We start from the raw sequence: 18,822 nt of genomic DNA on the forward strand, positions 1-18,822 counted from the left end.
TACTGGACGTACTTGAGCGACTCCGACAACGGAGGGGGTCCCTCCCGTGCCCTTAAGGCTACGGGGGAGAGTGTGCGTGCCGGGCGTCGCGGACCAGGCGAGACTTTGCGGACACGCCCTAGGGCGCCGGTCATGAGGCGAACAGCCTGACCGGCCAGGCCGCGTGGGCCTCGGCGCCGATGTCGAGCAGCGGCGCCGAGGCGGCGGGCAGTGCGTCGGTGCCCTCCTGCTCCGCGCGCCGCGCGTACTCCGCCGCTTGGCCCGCGACCCGGTCGAGGTCGGGTGCGAGGCGGGCGAGGACGGCGGTGGCCTCGAAGGGGTCCAGACTGAGGAGCCGTACGGCCGCGGTGGCGGGCCCGCCGACCGTCTCGTACACCGCGCAGTGCGCGGCGTCCTCGGGGCTGAGCCCGGCCGAGCGCGCGGTGAGGCCGAGCACCACCGGCTGGTGCGCGCCGCGCGGCCGGGCGGCGGCGAGCGCGTCCAGCTCCGGGCCCGGCCAGGTGGCGCGGGCGGCGCGCATGAGCTGCCGGCCGAGCCTGCGCGCGGTGGCCCGCAGCGCCGGTGAGGGCGTCCGGGCGTCGGCGGCCTCGTCCAGTGCCAGCGGGTCGAGGCCCCTGGCCGCCGCCGCGGCGAGTGCCGCGGCGGTCAGCCCGGTGGTGTGCAGCCGCCCCCGGCAGAACGCGGCCAGGTCCCCGGCGTCGCGGATCCGCCCCGCCCTGACGGCCGCCTCCGCGCCGCCCGAGTGGGCGTGGCCGCCCGCGGGGAACCGCCCGTCGGCGAGCACCAGCAGTGCGGCCCGGCCCGCGGGCACCGGCGGCGCGACGGGCGGCCGGGGCGTGCTCATCAGAACAGGAAGTAGCGCTGGGCGAGCGGGAGTTCGGCGGCGGGCGCGGGCTCGACCGGCTCGCCGTCGATGGTCACCGTGAAGGTGTCGGCGTCGACCTCGACCCGCGGCAGCGCGTCGTTCTCCCGCATATCGGCCTTGGTGATCCGCCGGGTGTTGCCGATCGGTACGAACTCCTTGGCCAGACCGAGCCGTTGGGGCAGCCCGTCCTCAAGGGCCGCCTGCGCCACGAAGTTGACCGAGCTTGAGGCCGCCGCCCGCCCCAGCGCCCCGAACATCGGGCGCGGCAGCACCGGTTGAGGGGTCGGGATGGAGGCGTTGGCATCGCCCATCTGCGCGTACGCGATCTGTCCGCCCTTGATGACGAGCTGCGGCTTCACCCCGAAGAAGGCGGGATCCCAGAGGACCAGATCGGCGAGCTTGCCGGTCTCGACCGAGCCGATCTCGTGGTCGAGCCCTTGGGCGACCGCCGGGTTGATGGTGTATTTGGCGACATAGCGGCGCGCCCGGTGGTTGTCGGCGCGCCCGTCGCCGGGCAGGGCGCCCCGGCGCTTCTTCATCACATGCGCGGTCTGCCAGGTGCGTGTGATCACTTCGCCGACCCGGCCCATGGCCTGGGAGTCGGAGGAGATGATCGAGATGGCGCCGAGGTCGTGCAGGATGTCCTCGGCCGCGATGGTGGAGGGCCGGATCCGGGACTCGGCGAACGCGAGGTCCTCGGGTACCGCCGGGTTGAGGTGGTGACAGACCATCAGCATGTCGAGGTGTTCCTCGATGGTGTTGACGGTGTGCGGCCGGGTCGGATTGGTGGAGCTGGGCAGTACGTACGGCTCGCCGACGACGGTGATGATGTCCGGGGCGTGCCCGCCGCCCGCGCCCTCGGTGTGGTACGCGTGGATGGTGCGTCCGGCGATGGCCGCGAGGGTGTCCCCCACAAAGCCCGCCTCGTTCAACGTGTCGGTGTGGATGGCGAGTTGGGCGCCGGACTCGTCACAGACGCTCAGACAGGCGTCGATGACGGCGGGTGTGGCGCCCCAGTCCTCATGGATCTTGAACCCGAGGGCGCCGCCGCGCAGTTGGGACCGCATCGCCTCGCGCGACATCGTGTTGCCCTTGCCGAGCAGCCCGACATTGACCGGGAAGGTCTCCAACGCCTCGAACATGCGGGCGAGATGCCAGGGTCCGGGTGTGACGGTGGTGGCCTTGGTGCCCTCGGCCGGTCCGGTGCCGCCGCCGACGAGGGTGGTGACTCCGGTCGCCAGCGCCTGCTCGACGACGGTCGGCGAGATGAAGTGGACATGCGCGTCGATCGCGCCCGCGGTGACGATCTTCCCGTTGCCCGCGATGACCTCGGTCTCGGGCCCGATGACCAGATCGGGGTGGACGCCGTCCATGGTGTCGGGGTTCCCGGCCTTGCCGATGCCGGTGATGCGGCCGTCCCGTACCCCGATGTCGGCCTTGACGACGCCCCAGTGATCGATGATCAGGGCGCCGGTGATCACGGTGTCGGGCGCGCCCTCGGCCCGGGTCGTACGGGACTGGCCCATCGACTCGCGGATCACCTTGCCGCCGCCGAACACCGCCTCGTCCCCGGCCCGGCCCGGTCCGCCGGAGCGGTCCTCCTCGATCTCGACCAGCAGATCGGTGTCGGCGAGCCGGATCCGGTCGCCGGTGGTGGGGCCGAAGAGATCCGCGTACACGGCGCGGGACAGCTCAGTCATCGAGGGACCCTCCGGTCTCGCCCCGCAGGCCCGGTACGACCCGGAGTCCGGCGAGCGGTACGAGCGCGATGTCGACCGGGATGCCGGGCTCGAAGCGTACGGCGGTGCCCGCGGCGATGTGCAGCCGCTTGCCGCGCGCGGCGGCGCGGTCGAACTCCAGCCCCGGGTTGACCTCGGCGAAGTGGTAGTGGGAGCCGACCTGGACGGGCCGGTCGGCGGCGTTGAGGACGGTGAGCCGGGTGACCTCGCGGCCCTCGTTCAGGACCACGGGGTCGTCCGCGTACAGGATCTCTCCGGGGATCATCGGCGCGCCCTCCTCAGACGATCGGGTCGTGGACAGTGACGAGCTTCGTGCCGTCCGGGAACGTGGCCTCCACCTGCACGTCATGGATCATCTCGGGGATGCCGTCCATGACATCGGCCCGGGAGAGCACCTTCCGTCCCGACGCCATGAGTTCGGCGACCGTACGCCCGTCCCTGGCGCCTTCGAGGATGTGCGCGGTGATCAGGGCGACCGCCTCGGGGTGGTTGAGCCGCAGCCCCCGGGCCCTGCGCCTGGCCGCGACATCCGCGGCCACATGGATCAGCAGCCGTTCCTGCTCGTGCGGGCTCAGTTGCACGCTTCCACCTCATCGTCTCCGGCCCGGTGGCGGCCGGGCGCAGCGGAACCCCGGCCGACGTCGGTGCTCTGCCGGACCACGACCGGGATGCTCGTGGTCCAACCTTGCACGGTAGGGCGCACGTTTTTCCGGCGCGTTAACTGATCTTCCGCCCGCCCATCGACATTAGACCCCGCATGCCGTTCTGCAGCACCTCGACGGGCACCTCGCGGGAGCCGTCGCCGAACAGCGCCTCCTGGGCGGCGAATCCCTGGCAGGTGGCGATCATGGTCCTGGCGACATCGGCCGCGGGGATGTCCGCGCGCATCAGTCCGGCCTCCTGATACGCCTCGACGACCTTGATCCAGGCCGCGCGCACACTCTCGTACCCTTCGCGCAGCAACGCCGCCAGCTCCTTGTTGCGCAGCGTCTCGGCCCACACCTGGATCATCAGCCGCGCGAACTCGGCCGGAGTCTCCCACTTCGGCACGACGGCACCGCCCAGGACCCGGCTCATCACCTCGCCGAGCAGGGCGTCCGGCGGCTCGGGCGGCCGGCGCAGCGCGGCCTCCTCGAAGGCGTCCCTGATGAGATCCAGCACCTCGGCGACGATGGCCCCGATCAGCTCCTCCTTGCCGCTGAAGTAGCGGTAGACGGCACCGGCGGAGAGGTCGACCTCGCGGAGGACGTCCTGCATCGACGTGGCGTGGAAGCCGTTACGGGCGAAGCAGTGCGCGGCGCCCTCGATGATCTGGCGGCGGCGGGAGTCGAGGTGTTCCTGGGATACACGGGCCATGGCGCCAACGTAAAACGAACATTCCTTCTTGACAAGCGCCGGGCAGGCGGAGACAGTGGCGACGCAAACAAAACGAACGATCCTTCTCTTTGCTGAATCGAGGCGCAGCATGTCCGCTCCGGCCCCGTCCGGTATCGCGACAACACGGCGCATGATCGCGGTGATGGTCCTGATCCCCGTCGCCGTGGCACTGGCCCTGTGGGCCTTCGCCTGGCCCGCCGCCCGTATCGCCCCGCGCGACCTGCCGGTCGGACTGGCCGGCCCGGCCGAGGCCGTGGCCCCGCTGGAACGCGGGTTCTCGGAGCAGGCGGGGGCCTTCGAGCTTCACCGGTACGAGGACGAGGCCGCCGCCCGTACGGCCATCGAGGACCGGGTCGTATACGGCGCGGTGGTGGTCACTCCGGAGGGGCCGCGGCTGCTGACGGCGACGGCGGCGAGCCCGGTGGTGGCCCAGTTGCTCACCCAGGCGGTGACCGCCCAGGCTCCGGCCGGTACGGAGATACCGGTGACCGATGTGGTGCCGACGCCCGCCGGGGATCCCAGGGGCAGCGCGCTGGGGGCGAGCGCCCTGCCGATGTCGCTGGCGGGGGTGGCGTCGGGCGCGGTGGTGACCCTGCTGGGGCTGCGCGGCGCACGGGCCGCGTTCACCCTGGCCGGCGCGGCGGCGCTGGTCGGGATCACCGCCACCGTCCTGGCGGACAACTGGCTGGGGGTGATCACCGGCGACTGGTGGGCGCAGGCCGGGGCGTTCGGGCTGACCGTTCTGGCCATCGGCGCGGCGGCCGCCGGGCTCGCGGCGCTGATCGGACAGGCGGGGCTCGGGGTCTCGGGCCTGCTGGTGGTGCTGCTGGGCAATCCGTTCTCGGGGATGACGAGCGCGCCCGAGCTGCTGCCGGAGCCGACCGGAATGATCGGCCAGTGGCTGCCGCCGGGCGCGGGCGGCTCACTGATCCGCTCGGTGGCGTTCTTCGACGGCGCCGCGGCGGGGCCGGCGCTGCTGACGCTCGCGCTGTGGGCGGTGCTCGGTCTGGCGGCGGTCCTGGTCGGCGCCCGCCGTCCCGCACCCGCGCCCGCCGGGCCTGGGACCCGTACCCCGAAACCGGCCTTGGCGGGCTGACCCCACAGCATCAGCTCTCGATCGCCGGACAGGCTCAAGCAGCCGGTCCGGCGATCGAGGGCTTTTCCGTCGAAGGCCTTTCCGGCCGGTCCCGCTCCGACCGGCCCCGCTCCGGCTAGTCCCGCTCGGGGCGATGCTCGGAGGGCCGGTGCTCGGAACGGTGCTCCGGAGGCCGGTGTTCGGCCGCGATACCGAAACGCCGCCGTTCGCCCGGAGCGGACGGCGCGGGCCGGATCGCCGAGACCGCGCTGATCACCCGCTCCTCCGCCACCTCCCGCTCGCTTTCGAGTCGTTCCAGGTCAGCGGCGGAGACCAGCGCGACAAGCGGCTTCCCGTGCCGGGTCACGACCACTCGCTCACCGCCGTACACCACGCGGTTGATCAGATCGGCGAGCTCTGCCCGGGCTTGCGTCACCGGAATCTCGTAGGCCATGCTCCCCATCATAACGGCCTGTACGTCCTGTACATTTTTTACATGGCCACAGCTACGAGGAGAGGTATGCGATGAACCGTCCTTCGGCCCGCTATGTCCTGCCCGAGTTCACCGAGCGCACCGCCGGCGGGTTCCGCACGCTCGATCCGTACTCCAAGCTCCTGGACGAGCGGATCATCTTCCTCGGCACCGCAGTCGACGACACCGCCGCCAACGATGTGATCGCGCAGTTCCTGCATCTCGAATACGCCGCGCCCGACCGGGACATCTGCCTCTACATCAACTCCCCGGGCGGCTCGCTCAGCGCCATGTCCGCGATCTACGACACGATGCAGCTCGTCACCTGCGACGTGGAGACGACCTGCCTCGGCCAGGCCGCCTCCACCGCCGCCCTTCTGCTGGCGGCCGGCACGCCCGGTAAGCGGATGGCGCTGCCGGGCGCGCGTGTTGTCGTACAGCAGCCCGCGATCGAGGAGCCGGTCATGGGGCAGCCGTCGGATCTGGTGATCCAGGCGGAGGAGCTGCTGCGGCTGCGGGCCCTGCTCGCGTCGCTGCTCGGGCGCCACACCGGCCGGAGCGAGCGGCAGGTCGCCGAGGACATCGAGCGGGACCGGATCTTCACCGCGGCCGACGCCAAGGCGTACGGTCTGGTCGATCATGTGGTCCAGAACCGCAAGAAGTCCCTGGCCACGGCCCACCCCTTCGGTTCTCCCGGCAGGCGGTGACGCGCCGATGCTGCCCCCGGAACTTCCGCCGCTGCCCGCCCTGACCCGCGCCGAGGGGGACTTCGTCGACAGCTTCCTCCAGGTCGTCGATCTGCTGGGGCGGATCAACCCGGCGCGCGGCGCAGACACCTACAGCGCGCTGCGGGCGGCGCAGGCGCTGCCCGCCCAGGCCATGGCCCTGCGGGACGCCCTGACGGCGATGCACATGCGGGGCGAGACCGAGCTGCACAGCGCGACCCTGGCCCGCGCACTGCGGGTCCTGGACGGCGAGCGGCGCGCCGGGCGCGTGGCGCTGCCCCCCGAAGCCACCGGATGAGCCCCGACACGCCATGACCCCCCGTCCGTTCCCGTATGGAGGGCGTCCGTACGGGAACGCTTGGCCCGTACGACGTACGGCGCGGCGGGACGCGCGAGGGGAGTCAAGTTGCGCACGGCGGCCGGACGCGCGAAGCACACCCCGACTGCCTGCAGGTACGGCACTCATCGCGGTCCCGGGCCCCGGAACGACACACCGCTCCGCCACCCATATGGAACAGGCGTGACGAACTTCACATAGCGTCGTTTCTCCTCGGAATTCATCTGATTACGCGCCAAGATCCCTGGGACGACAAGCCCCCGCCATCCACGGCGGGGCGGTCCGGGCGGACGCCGAGTCCTGCCGCCGTTCCGGATGACTGGTCGACAGGAGTGGATCGGCAGGAGTGGAGGACCCGAGCAGTACGGGACGGCCACGCAGTTCGTTACGAGGCCGTCTCTTGGGGTGAAGCCGCTGACGCGGCCGGGCATCTTCGCCTGTCCGAACCCGACAGGTCATCCTTCACAGGCGGCTGACGAAGGGTTGCGCGATGAATGCGCAGACAAATGTCCCGTCACTGTTGTCCCGGGCCGGTGCCGTGTCGGTCCTCACGATCGCGGCGGTCGGCGGCACGATACTGGCGCCCGGCGCCACACCCGAGGCCCAGGCCGCCACACGCGCGGCCAAAGCGCTCCGGGTGGCCGCTTCCAAGGAGGGTTCCCCCTATCAGTGGGGTGCCACCGGGCCCCACCGCTTCGACTGCTCGGGCCTGACGCTCTACTCGTTCAAGAAGGCCGGCAAGAAGCTCCCGCGCACCGCTCACCAGCAGTACAACAAGACGCGCCATATCTCGGCCTCCCACCGGCGCAAGGGCGACCTGGTGTTCTTCCACTCGGGAGGCTACGTCTACCACGTCGGCATCTACGCCGGACGCGGGAAAATCTGGCACTCGCCGAAGACCGGTGCGCTCGTACGGCTCGAACGCATCTGGTCCCGGAGCGTCCTGTACGGCCGGGTGAACTGACCGGGCACGACATGCCCGGACCGGCCGGTGCGCGCCCGGCCGGTCCGGGGAGTCCCCCGCAATGCCGTACGAACCCAGGACCGTTCGAACCCAGGACGGTCGACTTCAGAACCGTCGAGTTCAGATCAGAACCGCCGAGTTCAGAACCGTACGAGGAAGACCGTACGGAAACCCGGAACGGATCAGCTCTGGACCGGCACCGTCCAGGGCAGTGCGATCCAGACCGTTTTGCCGCCCTCCGCGGTCGGTGTCACCGTCACCTGTCCGCCGCCCTCCGCCGTCAGCGAGCGGACGATCACCATGCCGCGCCCATTGTCCTGCTGCACGGCCGCGGGCAGCCGCTGCGGCCAGCGCGGATGACTGTCCGTCACCCCCACCCTGAGCTGTTCGTCCCGGTCGAGCACGATCTCCACCGTGAAGGTGGGCGACTGACCGAAGGTATGCTGCACGGCATTGGTCGCCAGCTCCGAGACGATCAGCCGTACCGCGTCGGCCGTCTCGGCCTCCCCCGGCAGACCCCACTCGGTCAGCAGGTCGGCGACATATCTTCGGGCCGCCGGTACCGACGCGGGATCGCTCGGCAGCGTGATGGATGCTTCCTGATGGTCTGCCATGGCGACGCCGTCCCTTTCCCGCCGGACCTGACTCCGGCGCAGTGCGGATGACTGCGCGGACGGCCTCGGACTGTGCTCAGCGTGCCACTCATCCTGCCGTTCACACCGCCGATCCACCGAGATCTGCATATATCTGTCGCTCAAAGTGGTGAACTCTGCTACGCGAGACCGTATTTGGGCGGCGAAAAGATAACTTCTCCGCCGCGGCGCCCTTGGCGTGTACGAGACGCTTACCGGAGCGGTTCGGGGAAGGGAATTACTCATGCGGCATATTCCGGCGGTACGCCGGCGCAGGCTCGGGGAGGAATTGCGCAGGCTGCGCCAGCGGGCGGGGCTCACCAGTGGCGAGACGGCGCGGCTGCTGGGCTGGCACCAGTCGAAGGTGAGCCGGATCGAGACCGGTGTCAGCGGGGTGAAGGACGAGGATTTGGCGGCGCTGCTGGACGCGCTGGGCATCGCCGATCCGCAACTGCGGGCGCTGCTGGGCGCGTTGGCGGGGATCTCGGACAACGGCCCGGGGTGGTGGAAGGCGTACGGCGGGGTGATCCCGCCCCGGTACCGGGACTTCATCAGCCTGGAGTCCCAGGCCTCCTCGGCCCGTACGCTGGAGACCTCGGTGGTGCCGGGACTGCTCCAGACGCCGGACTACGCGCGTGCCGTCACCCGCGCCGCGCTGGACGGCCTGCCGGCCTCGACCGTCGACTCCCTGGTGGAGGTACGGCTCGCCCGCCAGGAGGTGCTGCACTCCGCGGCGCCGCTCGAACTGCACGCCGTACTCGACGAGGCGGTGCTCCGGCGCGAGGTGGGCGGTCCCGGGGTGATGCGGGGTCAGCTCCGCCGGCTGTCCGAGCTGGCGGCGCTGCCGCAGGTCTGTCTCCAGGTGCTTCCGTTCACCGGGGGCGGCTATGTCGGACTCAGCGGGCCTTTCGTTGTCTTCTCATTCCCGCATATTGCTGATCTGGATTTGGTCGTTCTCGACCATTTGACGAATAGCCTCTATCTGGAACGGAAAGAAGACCTTGAGGCGTACTGCGCCGCGTTCCGTACGATGCAGGCGCATGCCCTCCCGCCCGAAGAATCATTGGATCTCATCGCCGGGATCGGTGACGGCGTGTAGGGAGCATCATGTCCGCTTACCTCGCACAGCCCCCTGTCCAGACTCCATCCTCCACCCCCCGCACATCCCCCACCCCATCAACGGCCTCCCCGGCCTGTCCGGCGTCCCCCCTGCCGCCCCTGGCCGCGGACGCCGTCTGGCGGCGCAGCAGCCGCAGCACCGGGGCGAACAACTGCGTCGAGTCCGCCCGTACCGCCGCGGACGTCCTCGCCGTACGGGACTCCAAGAACGTGACCCGGCCGCATCTGTCGTTCTCGGCAGCCGCGTGGACGTCCTTCGTCTCCGCGCTGCGCGAGGAGAGCTTCACGCACTGACCGGCGGGGCGCCGGCCGCGCCCTCGGGTGCGGTCGCCGTGACCGTCCGTACCGCCGCGCCGATCTGCTCCTCCGTCAGATCGGCGCGCGCGGTGAGCCTGATCCTGGAGATCCCGTCCGGCACCGACGGCGGGCGGAAACAGCCCACGGCGAGTCCCCCGGCGCGGCAGTCGGCGGCCCACCGCAGGGCGGCCTCCGGGGACGGTGCCCGTACGGACACGACCGCCGCGTCCGGCGGCGCGGTGCTGAGACCCGCCCCGGTCAGCCGCCGGTGCAGCGTCCGGGCCACGTCGCGAGCCCGGTCCGCCCTGCCGGGCTCCGCGCGCAGCAGCCGCAGACTCTCCAGCGCGCCGCCCACGGCCGCCGGCGCGAGCCCGGTGTCGAAGATGAACGTCCTGGCGGCGTTGACGAGATGCTCGATGACCCGGGCCGGACCGAGGACCGCGCCGCCCTGGCTGCCCAGGGACTTGGAGAGCGTCAGGGTGACGGCCAGTCCCGTCGCGCCCGCGATGCCCGCGGCGTGCGCCGAGCCCCGGCCGCCCTCGCCGAGCACCCCCAGTCCGTGCGCGTCGTCGATGAGCAGCGCGGCTCCCCCTCCGTGGCAGAGCGCGGCCAGTTCCGCGAGCGGCGCGGCGTCGCCGTCCACCGAGAACACCGCGTCGCTGACCACCAGCGAGCGCCGCCCCGGGTGCGCTTCGAGGGTCTTGCGTACGGCCTCGGGCTCCGCGTGCGGCACGACCACGGTCTCGGCGCGCGAGAGCCGGCAGCCGTCCACGATCGAGGCGTGGTTGCCCGCGTCGGAGACGAGCAGGGAGCCGCGCGAGGTGAGGGCTGTGAGGGCGGCGAGATTGGCTGCGTAGCCGGAGGAGAGGACGAGGGCAGCCTCGAAGCCGCAGAATTCGGCGAGTTCACGCTCCAGTTCGGCGTGCAGCTCCGTGCTGCCGGTGACCAGCCGGGAGCCGGTGGACCCCGCGCCCCAGCGGCGCGCCGCCTCAGCCGCCGCGCCGGTCACCGCCGGATGGCGGGCCAGCCCCAGATAGTCGTTGCTCGCCAGATCCAGCAGGTCCGACTCGGCCGGGCGCGGCCTGAGCGTACGGACCAGGCCCGCCCGCTCGCGGCGGCGCGCCTCGTCGTCGGTCCAGTCGAACGGATCCTGCGCCATGGATGCGGTCCTTTTGTAGGGTGCGCACAGACTTTAACCGCGTGGGGACCGGGTCAGGATGTGGCCATGCACACACTTCGTTCCGGCGGTGTTGTCGGGTTCCTCCCTGGCTTCGGGGTGCTCGTGTAGGCCAGGATCGGCACCATGGACCTGCTGAACACGCTGGTGGAGAAGGGCTTGCGGCGCGAGCTGCCGACCCGCGAAGAAGCGCTCGCCGTACTGGCGACCTCCGACGACGATCTGCTCGAAGTGGTGGCCGCGGCCGGGAAGGTGCGGCGGCAGTGGTTCGGGCGGCGGGTGAAGCTCAACTATCTGGTGAACCTGAAGTCCGGTCTCTGCCCCGAGGACTGCTCGTACTGCTCGCAGCGGCTCGGTTCGAAGGCGGACATCCTCAAGTACACCTGGCTGAAGCCCGACGAGGCGTCGAAGGCGGCGGCGGCCGGAGTGGCGGGCGGGGCGAAGCGGGTCTGTCTGGTGGCGAGCGGGCGCGGGCCGACGGACCGTGATGTGGACCGGGTCTCGCAGACCATCGAGGCGATCAAGGAGCAGAACGAGGGCGTCGAAGTGTGCGCCTGTCTGGGGCTGCTGTCGGAGGGTCAGGCGGAGCGGCTGCGCGCGGCGGGGGCCGACGCGTACAACCACAACCTCAACACCTCCGAGGGGACGTACGGCGACATCACCACCACCCACACCTACGCCGACCGGGTGGACACCGTGCGGCAGGCGCAGTCGGCGGGTCTGTCGGCCTGTTCCGGGCTGATCGCCGGGATGGGCGAGAGCGACGCGGACCTGGTCGATGTGGTCTTCTCGCTGCGCGCGCTCGACCCGGACTCGGTGCCGGTCAACTTCCTGATCCCGTTCGAGGGGACGCCGCTCGCCGAGGAGTGGAACCTCACCCCGCAGCGGTGTCTGCGGATTCTGGCGATGACCCGGTTCGTCTGCCCGGATGTGGAGGTCAGGCTGGCGGGCGGGCGCGAGGTGCATCTGCGCTCGATGCAGCCGCTCGCGCTGCATCTCGTCAACTCGATCTTCCTCGGCGACTATCTCACCAGCGAGGGCCAGGAGGGCAGGGCGGACCTGGAGATGATCGCGGACGCGGGCTTCGAGGTGGAGGGCGCGGACACCACGACGTTGCCGGAGCACCGGGCGGACGGCGGGTGCGGGCCGTGCGGCGAGTCCCCGGCCGCTGAAGGGCCGCTTGCCTCCGAGGACCGTACGGCCGCCGCGTCCGGCACGGGCCCGGCGTCCGGTGCCGGCCCGGCGTCCGGTGCCCGTACGGATCTGGTCGCCGTACGCCGCCGGGGTGCCGGGACGGATCTGGCGCCCAATGCCTGACCTGTCCACCGCCGAACTGCTGGCCCTCGACCGGGCCCATGTCTGGCATCCGTACGGTCCCATGCCGGGGCGCACGGAGCCGCTGGTCGTGGAGTCCGCGTCGGGGGTACGGCTACGGCTCGCCCAACCCGCCCACGGACAGCGCGAGTTGGTCGACGGCATGGCCTCCTGGTGGTCCGCGGTCCACGGCTACAACCACCCCGAACTCAACGCGGCGGCGCGCGGACAGCTCGACCGGATGAGCCATGTGATGTTCGGCGGGCTCACCCATGAGCCCGCCGTACGGCTCGCCGCCCTGCTGGTCGACATCACTCCCGAGCCGCTGCGCCATGTGTTCCTGGCCGACTCGGGCTCGGTGGCGGTCGAGGTCGCGGTGAAGATGTGCCTCCAGTACTGGCGCTCGCTGCGACGACCCGAGAAGCAGCGGCTGCTGACCTGGCGGGGCGGCTACCACGGTGACACCTGGCAGCCCATGTCGGTGTGCGACCCCGAGGGCGGTATGCACGGGCTGTGGTCGGGGGTGCTGCCGCGGCAGATCTTCGCGGACGCGCCGCCGGCGGAGTACGAGGAGAGTTACGCGGACGGGCTGCGCGCGCTGATCGCGCGCCACGCGGACGAGTTGGCGGCGGTCGTCGTCGAGCCGGTGGTCCAGGGCGCGGGCGGGATGCGCTTCCACTCCCCGCGCTATCTGCGAGTGCTCCGGGAGGCGTGCGACGCACACGGGGTGCTGCTGATCTTTGACGAGATCGCGACCGGTTTCGGGCGTACGGGCACGCTCTTCGCGGCGGATCAAGCAGCCGTCTCCCCCGATGTGATGTGTCTGGGCAAGGCGCTGACCGGCGGTTATCTCACCATGGCGGCGACGCTCTGCACCGCGCGGGTGGCCGAGGGCATCTCGCGGGGCGAGGTGCCCGTACTGGCGCACGGGCCGACCTTCATGGGCAATCCGCTGGCCGCGGCCGTCGCCCTCGCCTCGGTCGAGCTGCTGCTCGGCCAGGACTGGGAGCAGGAGGTCAAACGGATCGGGACCGGTCTGCGCGACGGGCTGGCGGAGGCCGCGTCCCTGCCGGGTGTACGGGATGTACGGGTGCTCGGCGCGATCGGCGTCGTCCAGCTCGACCATGAGGTGGACATGGCGGCAGCGACCCGGGCAGCGGTGCGCGAGGGCGTCTGGCTGCGGCCATTCCGCGATCTCGTCTACACGATGCCCCCGTATGTGACGGGGGACGACGATGTCGCACGGATCTGCCGCGCGGTGGCCGCGGCGGCGCGGGAGGGCTGAGCCATGCCCGTACTGATCGTGACGGGGACCGGCACCGAGATCGGCAAAACCGTCGTCACGGCGGCGGTCGCGGCGGCGGCGCTGGCCCGGGGGCGTACGGTCGCGGTCCTCAAACCCGCGCAGACCGGGGTCGGCCCGGACGGACACGGCGACGCCGCGGAGGTCGTACGGCTGGCGGGTCCGGTGACGGCGGCCGAGCTGGCCCGGTTCCCCGAGCCGCTGGCCCCGGCGACGGCGGCGCGCCGCGCCGGGGCGGCGCCGGTGAGCCCCGAGGAGGTGGCCGAGGCGGCCGAGAAGCTGGCCGCGGAACACGATCTGGTGCTGGTCGAGGGCGCGGGCGGGCTGCTCGTACGGTTCGACGAGACGGGCGGGACGCTGGCGGACGTGGCCGGACTGCTGGGGGCTCCGGTCCTGATGGTCGTCCCCGCCGGGCTCGGCACGCTCAATATGACGGCGCTCACCGCAGAGGCGCTGCGCGCGAGGGCACTGACGCTCGCGGGCGTGGTGGTGGGGAGCTGGCCCGCCGCGCCGGGGCTCGCGGAGCGCTGCAATCTGACGGATCTGCCGGAGGCGGCGGGGGCTCCGCTGCTCGGCGCCGTACCGGAGGGCGCGGGGGCGCTGGAGCCCGGTGCGTTCCAGGCGCGGGCGGCGGGGTGGCTGGCGCCCCGGCTGGACGGGGACTGGGACGCGGGGCGGTTCGCCGCGGGCTTCGGAGCGGTGGGCTTCGGAGCGGCAGCCGGGAAGCCGTACTGACAGCGCGGGCCGTTGACCAGCCGGCCCGCGGCTCAGCGGCTCCCGTTGCTCAGACGCTCCAGGCACGCAGTTCGTCGGCGATGGCGCGCACATCGGCCGTGCCGTCCTTGACCAGCTTGGCGAGATCGCGCACCTGCTCGGGCGAGGTGCTGACCTTCAGCCCGCTGGCGACGAGATACGCGTACGCCACGGCGGAGGCGAACAGCGCGTTCGAGCGCTCCAGCGCCGGCACATGGAGCAGCAGTTGCAGCAGGGCGGCGGCGCGGGCGGGCGCGTCGGCGTAGACGGGGGTGCCGAATATCTCCGCCTCATGGCGGCTGACGGCGGCGACAAGGGCTCCCCAGTCGGTGACCTCCGGGTCACCGGGTGTGTTGTGCTCCGCGACCATGAGGAGCCACGAAAGTTCGATCCGAAGGGTCAACGCGCGCCTTCGCGCTCCGCGCCGAACTCCTCGGTGAAGACCGCTGCGTACTGCTTCATGAAGTCGGCCGCGGACTCGACGAACGTACGACCGGCCTCGCCCTCGTCCTGTCTGACCAGCTCTTCGATATACCGGTTCACACTCATGCCGCGCTGCGAGGCCAGTCGCCGCGCGGTCTCGGCGGTGGTGTCCTCCACCCGCACATTGAGCTGGGTCTTTGCCATCCGACCAAGCTAGCGCAGGAGTGCTAGCAGGGCAAGCGGGGCCGGCACGGCGGCCTGCCGGCCCCGGCACCCGGCCCCTACGCTCGGCGCCATGACGCGGCCCTTTCGTTTCGGCGTGAACATGGTGACGCCCGATGCCGGCGAGGTCTGGCGCCGGCGCTGCGCGCGGGCGGAGGAACTCGGCTACGACGTGATCCTGGTGCCGGACCATCTCGGCATGGTCGCGCCCTTCCCCGCGCTGGTGGCCGCCGCGGAGGCGACCGAGCGGCCCCGGCTGGGGACCTTCGTACTCAACACGGCCTTCTGGAACCCGGCGCTGCTGGCGCGCGAGATCGCGACCACGGACGCGCTGACCGGCGGCCGGCTGGAGGTCGGGATCGGCACGGGTTATGTGCGGGAGGAGCACGACCGGGCGGGTCTGGAGTTCCTGCCGCCCCGCGAACGCGTCGATCTGCTCCGCCGTACGGTCGACGAGCTGGACCGGTTCCTGGCCGACGACACCCATCTGCCGCGCCCGGCCCAGCGGCCCCGGCCGCCGCTGCTGATCGCCGGTAACGGGGACCGGGTGCTGCGGCTGGCCGCCGAGCGCGCGGAGATCGCGGCGTTCACCGGGGGCCGGAGCACCGAGGACGGCATCCGGGTGCTCACCGCCGAGGAACTCGACGAGCGCGTCGCCGCGTATCAGGGTTTCGCGGCGGGGCGCGCGGAACCCGCGGAGCTGAATCTGCTGCTCCAGTTGGTCACCGTCACCACCGACCCGGAAGCAGCGGTCCAGGGCCTGCGCCCGCTGGTGCCGGACCTGTCGGAAGCGGAGATCCTCGACCTCCCGCTGATCGCTGTCGGCACCGCGAAGGAGATCGCGGCCCTCCTGCGCGAGCGCCGCGCCCGCTTCGGCTTCAGCTATCTGACGGTCCTGGACCCGTACATGGAGGCGTTCGCCCCGGTGATCGAGGAGCTACGGGGCGACTGACCCGTACCCACGCGCGTACCCGCCCAGGAATCCGTTCGCCAGCACGCCCCGGCCGGTGGTGGGATGCCCGCATGGACGATCTACGGATACGGGCCGCCGCACCGGCGGATCTCGACGCGGTCCTCGCCTTTTGGAAGACCGCAGCCGAGGGCACCAGCATCACGGACGACCGCGAAGGGATCGAGGGACTCGTGGCACGCGATCCCGGAGCGCTGATGCTGGGCGAGCGCGGCGGGGCGGTCGTCGGAACGGTGATCGCGGGGTTCGACGGCTGGCGCTGTCATCTCTACCGGCTCGCCGTGCACCCGGACCAGCGGCGCCTCGGGATCGGCCGGGCGCTGATCGCGGCGGCGGAGGCGCGTTTCGTACGGCTGGGCGGGCGGCGCGGCGACGCGATGGTGCTGGACCGCAACGAGCGGGCGCACCGCGCCTGGCGGGCGGCGGGCTACGCCCCTCAGGGGCAGTGGACCCGGTGGGTGAAGCGGCTCGACGGCTGACGCATCTGAACGCACCTCCCGGCGGCGACGCCGCGCGGTCCTTCGTTCACTGATCGACCATGGGACCGAGGTGAACCGATGACCGAAGTGCTGCTGCTCCTGGTGGCGATCCTGCTGTCGCTCCTCTGCGGGGCCTTTGTCGCGGCGGAGTTCTCCCTCACCACCGTCGAGCGCGGCGATCTCGAACGGGCCGCCGAGCGCGGTGAGCGCGGTGCGGTGGGCGCGCTGAAGGCCGTGCGGAGTCTGACCTTCCAGCTCTCCGGCGCCCAGCTCGGTATCACCGTGACCAATCTGGTCATCGGCATGCTCGCCCAGTCGTCGATCGCAAAGCTCATCCGTGGTCCCGTGGAGGCCGTGGGCCTGTCGCCGTCGGTCGCGTCCTCGGTGGCGCTGGTCATCGGTACGGGCCTGTCGACGGCCTTCGTGATGGTCGTCGGTGAACTCGTCCCCAAGAACTGGGCGATCTCGTCGCCGCTGGCCGTCGCCAGAACGGTGGGCCCCGCGCAGCGGTACTTCTCCACCGCCTTCAGCCCGTTCATCCGCCATCTCAACAACACCGCCAACCGGATCGTGCGCGGCCTCGGCCTGGAGCCCACCGAGGAGCTGGCCTCCACCCGCAGCCCGCAGGAACTGGTCGCCCTGGCGCGGCACTCCGCGAAGGAGGGCGCGCTGGAGCAGGACACCGCCGAGCTGTTCGTGAAGACCCTGAGCCTGGCCGCGCTCACGGCGGAGAACGTGATGACGCCCCGGGTGCGGGTCATGGCCCTCGATGTACGGGCCACCGCCGAGGACGTCGCCAACGCCACCCGCGCCAGCGGCCTCTCGCGCTTCCCCGTCTACCGGGACGGTCTCGACACGGTCGTCGGCATCGCGCACATCAAGGACGTCCTGGCCGTCCCCGCCGAGCGGCGCCACCGCCTCCCGGTCGCCGACCTGATACGCGAACCGCTGCTGGTGCCGGAGACGCTGACCGTCGACCGGCTGCTGGACCGGCTCTCGGGCGGCCTCACCATGGCCGTCGTCATCGACGAGTACGGAGGAACCGCGGGGGTCGTGACGCTGGAGGACATCGTGGAGGAGATCGTCGGCGAGGTACGCGACGAGCACGATCCGCAGGAGGCCGCCGATCTGGCGCCGGTGGGCCAGGACGCGGAGGGCAGGGCGCTCTGGTCGGCGGACGGCGCGGCGCGCGCCGACCAGCTCCGGACGGTCGGGCTGCGGATGCCCGAAGGGCCGTACGAGACGCTCGCCGGGCTGGTCGCCACGGAGCTGGGCCGTATCCCCATCGTGGGCGACCGGCTCGCCCTCGGCGGCTGGCTGCTGGAGGTCGTGGACGCCACCGGCCGGCGCGCGGCCCGGCTGCTGCTCCACGCGCCGGTCAGGCTGCCCGAGGACGAACAGGAACACGAGGAAGAGGGCACCGGGGAGAACGAGGAGCGTGGACACGGATGATCATCGCCGTCCAGCTCTTCGTCGGTCTGCTGACGCTGGTCGTCAACGCCTTCTTCGTCGCGTCCGAGTTCGCCCTGATCTCCGTACGGCGCAGCCAGATCGAGCCCGCGGCCGAGGCGGGCAACCGGCGGGCGCGCGCGGTCGTCTGGGGACTGGAGCACGTGTCGGCGCTGCTGGCGGCGGCGCAACTCGGCATCACCCTGTGCACGCTGGTGCTGGGCATCGTCGCCGAACCCGCCATCGCGCACATCCTGGAGCCCTTCTTCAATGCCGTCGGGATGCCGCACGGCCTGGTGCATCCGGTCTCGTTCGTGATCGCACTGGTCCTGGCGACCTATCTGCACATGCTGCTGGGCGAGATGGTCCCGAAGAATGTGGCGCTGGCCGAACCGGCGCGGGCCGCCCTGCTGCTCGGGCCGCCGCTGGTGGCGCTGGCGCGGGCGCTGCGGCCGGTGATCTTCACTGTCAACGCCTTCGCCAACGGTCTGCTGAAGCTGCTCCGGGTGCAGACCAGGGACGAGGTGCTGGCCACGTACTCCGACGACGAACTGTCCCGGCTGGTCACGGACGCCGGCCATGCCGGAGTGCTCGACGACCGCGCCACCGAGCGGCTGCACGACGCGCTGGAGCTGGGGCGGCGGCCGGTCAGCGATGTGGTGATGCCGCTGGAGCAGGTGGTGTCCGTCCGGCTCGGGGTCACCGCCGAGGAGCTGGAACGGCTGTCGGCGGAGTCCGGTTTCTCCCGCTTCCCGGTGGTGGACGCCACCCGTCGGATCCTGGGCTATCTCCATGTGAAGGACGCGCTGGACGCTGCTCCGCGCGACGAGCCGTTCCCGGTCTCCGCGATGCGCGCGATCGCACGGGTACGGGCATCGACCCCGATGGACGACGTCCTGACCGCGATGCGGCGCAGCCGTACGCATCTCGCGGCGGTCCTGGACGCCGACGGCAGGCTGGCGGGCCTGGTGACCATGGAGGACGTACTGCGCCAACTGGTGGGCAGGCACGCGTGAGCGGCGACGCGGGCGAGGCGTGCGGCGGAGGGCCGGCGCCCGGTGCGGGGCGTGGTCCGGGGCCTGGTCCGGGGCCGCTGATCGGGTGAACGTACCGCGCGGTACGATCGGCCC

Annotated in this window: 23 protein-coding genes and 1 riboswitch; of the genes, 13 read left to right on the forward strand and 10 right to left on the reverse strand. The window is 71.7% G+C overall.

Features of this window, described 5'->3' with window-relative positions; all coding sequences use genetic code 11:
• Nucleotides 1-130 precede the first annotated feature (130 nt).
• The 5 genes from ACFU9P_RS23525 to ACFU9P_RS23545 form a co-directional block, all read right to left on the reverse strand.
• Nucleotides 131-844, reverse strand: coding sequence for an urease accessory protein UreF (locus ACFU9P_RS23525; RefSeq protein WP_384084003.1), 714 nt, complete (start codon nucleotides 842-844; stop codon nucleotides 131-133).
• Nucleotides 844-2,565 (reverse strand): urease subunit alpha, encoded by a 1,722-nt coding sequence (locus ACFU9P_RS23530; RefSeq protein WP_376380344.1) that lies wholly within the window; start codon nucleotides 2,563-2,565, stop codon nucleotides 844-846. The genes ACFU9P_RS23525 and ACFU9P_RS23530 overlap by 1 nt, the downstream gene beginning before the upstream one ends.
• A complete protein-coding gene (locus ACFU9P_RS23535; RefSeq protein ID WP_376380341.1) occupies nucleotides 2,558-2,869 on the reverse strand; it encodes an urease subunit beta in 312 nt (103 codons plus the stop codon). Before ACFU9P_RS23535 ends, ACFU9P_RS23530 begins: the two co-directional genes overlap by 8 nt.
• A 13-nt stretch (nucleotides 2,870-2,882) precedes the next feature.
• Entirely contained in the window at nucleotides 2,883-3,185 is a 303-nt protein-coding gene (locus tag ACFU9P_RS23540; RefSeq protein WP_376380338.1) for an urease subunit gamma, read from the reverse strand.
• Between the two features lie 136 nt (nucleotides 3,186-3,321).
• The gene (locus ACFU9P_RS23545) at nucleotides 3,322-3,960 is read right to left on the reverse strand and encodes a TetR/AcrR family transcriptional regulator (protein WP_384084007.1); all 639 of its coding nucleotides are present in this window, start codon (nucleotides 3,958-3,960) and stop codon (nucleotides 3,322-3,324) included.
• Between the two features lie 109 nt (nucleotides 3,961-4,069).
• On the opposite strand from ACFU9P_RS23545, the gene ACFU9P_RS23550 reads away from it, so the two are divergent.
• Complete coding sequence (locus ACFU9P_RS23550) at nucleotides 4,070-5,077, forward strand: ABC transporter permease (RefSeq protein WP_384084010.1); 1,008 nt, start codon at nucleotides 4,070-4,072, stop codon at nucleotides 5,075-5,077.
• Between the two features lie 115 nt (nucleotides 5,078-5,192).
• Here the strand turns inward: ACFU9P_RS23550 and ACFU9P_RS23555 are convergent, their stop codons facing one another.
• Entirely contained in the window at nucleotides 5,193-5,510 is a 318-nt protein-coding gene (locus tag ACFU9P_RS23555; RefSeq protein WP_376380330.1) for a type II toxin-antitoxin system Phd/YefM family antitoxin, read from the reverse strand.
• A 71-nt stretch (nucleotides 5,511-5,581) separates the two neighbouring features.
• On the opposite strand from ACFU9P_RS23555, the gene ACFU9P_RS23560 reads away from it, so the two are divergent.
• The 3 genes from ACFU9P_RS23560 (at nucleotide 5,582) to ACFU9P_RS23570 (ending at nucleotide 7,554) form a co-directional block, all read left to right on the forward strand.
• Nucleotides 5,582-6,235, forward strand: coding sequence for an ATP-dependent Clp protease proteolytic subunit (locus tag ACFU9P_RS23560; RefSeq protein ID WP_384084014.1), 654 nt, complete (start codon nucleotides 5,582-5,584; stop codon nucleotides 6,233-6,235).
• Nucleotides 6,236-6,242: 7 nt separating this feature from the next.
• Nucleotides 6,243-6,551, forward strand: coding sequence for a hypothetical protein (locus tag ACFU9P_RS23565; RefSeq protein ID WP_384084016.1), 309 nt, complete (start codon nucleotides 6,243-6,245; stop codon nucleotides 6,549-6,551).
• 333 nt (nucleotides 6,552-6,884) lie between these two features.
• Nucleotides 6,885-7,077, forward strand: a riboswitch (cyclic di-AMP (ydaO/yuaA leader).
• Nucleotides 7,078-7,080: 3 nt separating this feature from the next.
• Nucleotides 7,081-7,554 carry a C40 family peptidase gene (locus tag ACFU9P_RS23570; RefSeq protein WP_376380321.1) on the forward strand — a complete coding sequence of 158 codons (474 nt, stop codon included), beginning with the start codon at nucleotides 7,081-7,083 and terminating at the stop codon, nucleotides 7,552-7,554.
• Between the two features lie 182 nt (nucleotides 7,555-7,736).
• On the opposite strand, the gene ACFU9P_RS23575 is transcribed toward ACFU9P_RS23570, so the two are convergent.
• On the reverse strand, nucleotides 7,737-8,168 hold the full coding sequence (locus tag ACFU9P_RS23575) for an ATP-binding protein (RefSeq protein WP_046494630.1): 432 nt from the start codon (nucleotides 8,166-8,168) through the stop codon (nucleotides 7,737-7,739).
• A gap of 262 nt (nucleotides 8,169-8,430) precedes the next feature.
• On the opposite strand from ACFU9P_RS23575, the gene ACFU9P_RS23580 reads away from it, so the two are divergent.
• On the forward strand, nucleotides 8,431-9,285 hold the full coding sequence (locus tag ACFU9P_RS23580; RefSeq protein WP_376380317.1) for a helix-turn-helix domain-containing protein: 855 nt from the start codon (nucleotides 8,431-8,433) through the stop codon (nucleotides 9,283-9,285).
• Nucleotides 9,286-9,293: 8 nt separating this feature from the next.
• Nucleotides 9,294-9,599, forward strand: a complete 306-nt coding sequence (locus tag ACFU9P_RS23585) for a DUF397 domain-containing protein (RefSeq protein ID WP_376380314.1) — start codon at nucleotides 9,294-9,296, stop codon at nucleotides 9,597-9,599.
• On the opposite strand, the gene ACFU9P_RS23590 is transcribed toward ACFU9P_RS23585, so the two are convergent.
• Entirely contained in the window at nucleotides 9,589-10,761 is a 1,173-nt protein-coding gene (locus ACFU9P_RS23590) for an 8-amino-7-oxononanoate synthase (RefSeq protein WP_384084021.1), read from the reverse strand. The two genes, ACFU9P_RS23585 and ACFU9P_RS23590, sit on opposite strands and share 11 nt — an antisense overlap.
• Nucleotides 10,762-10,905: 144 nt before the next feature.
• Here ACFU9P_RS23590 and bioB point away from each other — a divergent pair, with 144 nt between their 5' ends.
• From bioB to bioD, 3 genes are read left to right on the forward strand one after another with little or no spacing between them, the layout of a single operon-like run.
• The gene (bioB, locus tag ACFU9P_RS23595) at nucleotides 10,906-12,096 is read left to right on the forward strand and encodes a biotin synthase BioB (protein ID WP_384084024.1); all 1,191 of its coding nucleotides are present in this window, start codon (nucleotides 10,906-10,908) and stop codon (nucleotides 12,094-12,096) included.
• Complete coding sequence (locus tag ACFU9P_RS23600) at nucleotides 12,089-13,378, forward strand: adenosylmethionine--8-amino-7-oxononanoate transaminase (protein WP_384084026.1); 1,290 nt, start codon at nucleotides 12,089-12,091, stop codon at nucleotides 13,376-13,378. Before bioB ends, ACFU9P_RS23600 begins: the two co-directional genes overlap by 8 nt.
• Before the next feature lie 3 nt (nucleotides 13,379-13,381).
• Nucleotides 13,382-14,131 (forward strand): dethiobiotin synthase, encoded by a 750-nt coding sequence (gene bioD / locus ACFU9P_RS23605; protein ID WP_384084029.1) that lies wholly within the window; start codon nucleotides 13,382-13,384, stop codon nucleotides 14,129-14,131.
• Between the two features lie 49 nt (nucleotides 14,132-14,180).
• On the opposite strand, the gene ACFU9P_RS23610 is transcribed toward bioD, so the two are convergent.
• On the reverse strand, nucleotides 14,181-14,552 hold the full coding sequence (locus tag ACFU9P_RS23610; protein ID WP_376380301.1) for a fic family toxin-antitoxin system, toxin component: 372 nt from the start codon (nucleotides 14,550-14,552) through the stop codon (nucleotides 14,181-14,183).
• Entirely contained in the window at nucleotides 14,549-14,776 is a 228-nt protein-coding gene (locus tag ACFU9P_RS23615) for an antitoxin (RefSeq protein ID WP_376380298.1), read from the reverse strand. The genes ACFU9P_RS23610 and ACFU9P_RS23615 overlap by 4 nt, the downstream gene beginning before the upstream one ends.
• A gap of 91 nt (nucleotides 14,777-14,867) precedes the next feature.
• On the opposite strand from ACFU9P_RS23615, the gene ACFU9P_RS23620 reads away from it, so the two are divergent.
• The 4 genes from ACFU9P_RS23620 (at nucleotide 14,868) to ACFU9P_RS23635 (ending at nucleotide 18,708) form a co-directional block, all read left to right on the forward strand.
• On the forward strand, nucleotides 14,868-15,746 hold the full coding sequence (locus ACFU9P_RS23620; protein WP_384084034.1) for a TIGR03621 family F420-dependent LLM class oxidoreductase: 879 nt from the start codon (nucleotides 14,868-14,870) through the stop codon (nucleotides 15,744-15,746).
• Between the two features lie 71 nt (nucleotides 15,747-15,817).
• Nucleotides 15,818-16,243 carry a GNAT family N-acetyltransferase gene (locus ACFU9P_RS23625; protein ID WP_384084037.1) on the forward strand — a complete coding sequence of 142 codons (426 nt, stop codon included), beginning with the start codon at nucleotides 15,818-15,820 and terminating at the stop codon, nucleotides 16,241-16,243.
• Nucleotides 16,244-16,321: 78 nt separating this feature from the next.
• Nucleotides 16,322-17,695: a hemolysin family protein gene (locus tag ACFU9P_RS23630; protein WP_384084040.1), complete on the forward strand. Its 1,374-nt coding sequence runs from the start codon at nucleotides 16,322-16,324 to the stop codon at nucleotides 17,693-17,695.
• Nucleotides 17,695-18,708 carry a hemolysin family protein gene (locus ACFU9P_RS23635; RefSeq protein ID WP_376380510.1) on the forward strand — a complete coding sequence of 338 codons (1,014 nt, stop codon included), beginning with the start codon at nucleotides 17,695-17,697 and terminating at the stop codon, nucleotides 18,706-18,708. The genes ACFU9P_RS23630 and ACFU9P_RS23635 overlap by 1 nt, the downstream gene beginning before the upstream one ends.
• Nucleotides 18,709-18,822 lie beyond the last annotated feature (114 nt).

Source organism: Streptomyces sp. NPDC057617, from assembly GCF_042800555.1.
Taxonomy (GTDB): domain Bacteria; phylum Actinomycetota; class Actinomycetes; order Streptomycetales; family Streptomycetaceae; genus Streptomyces.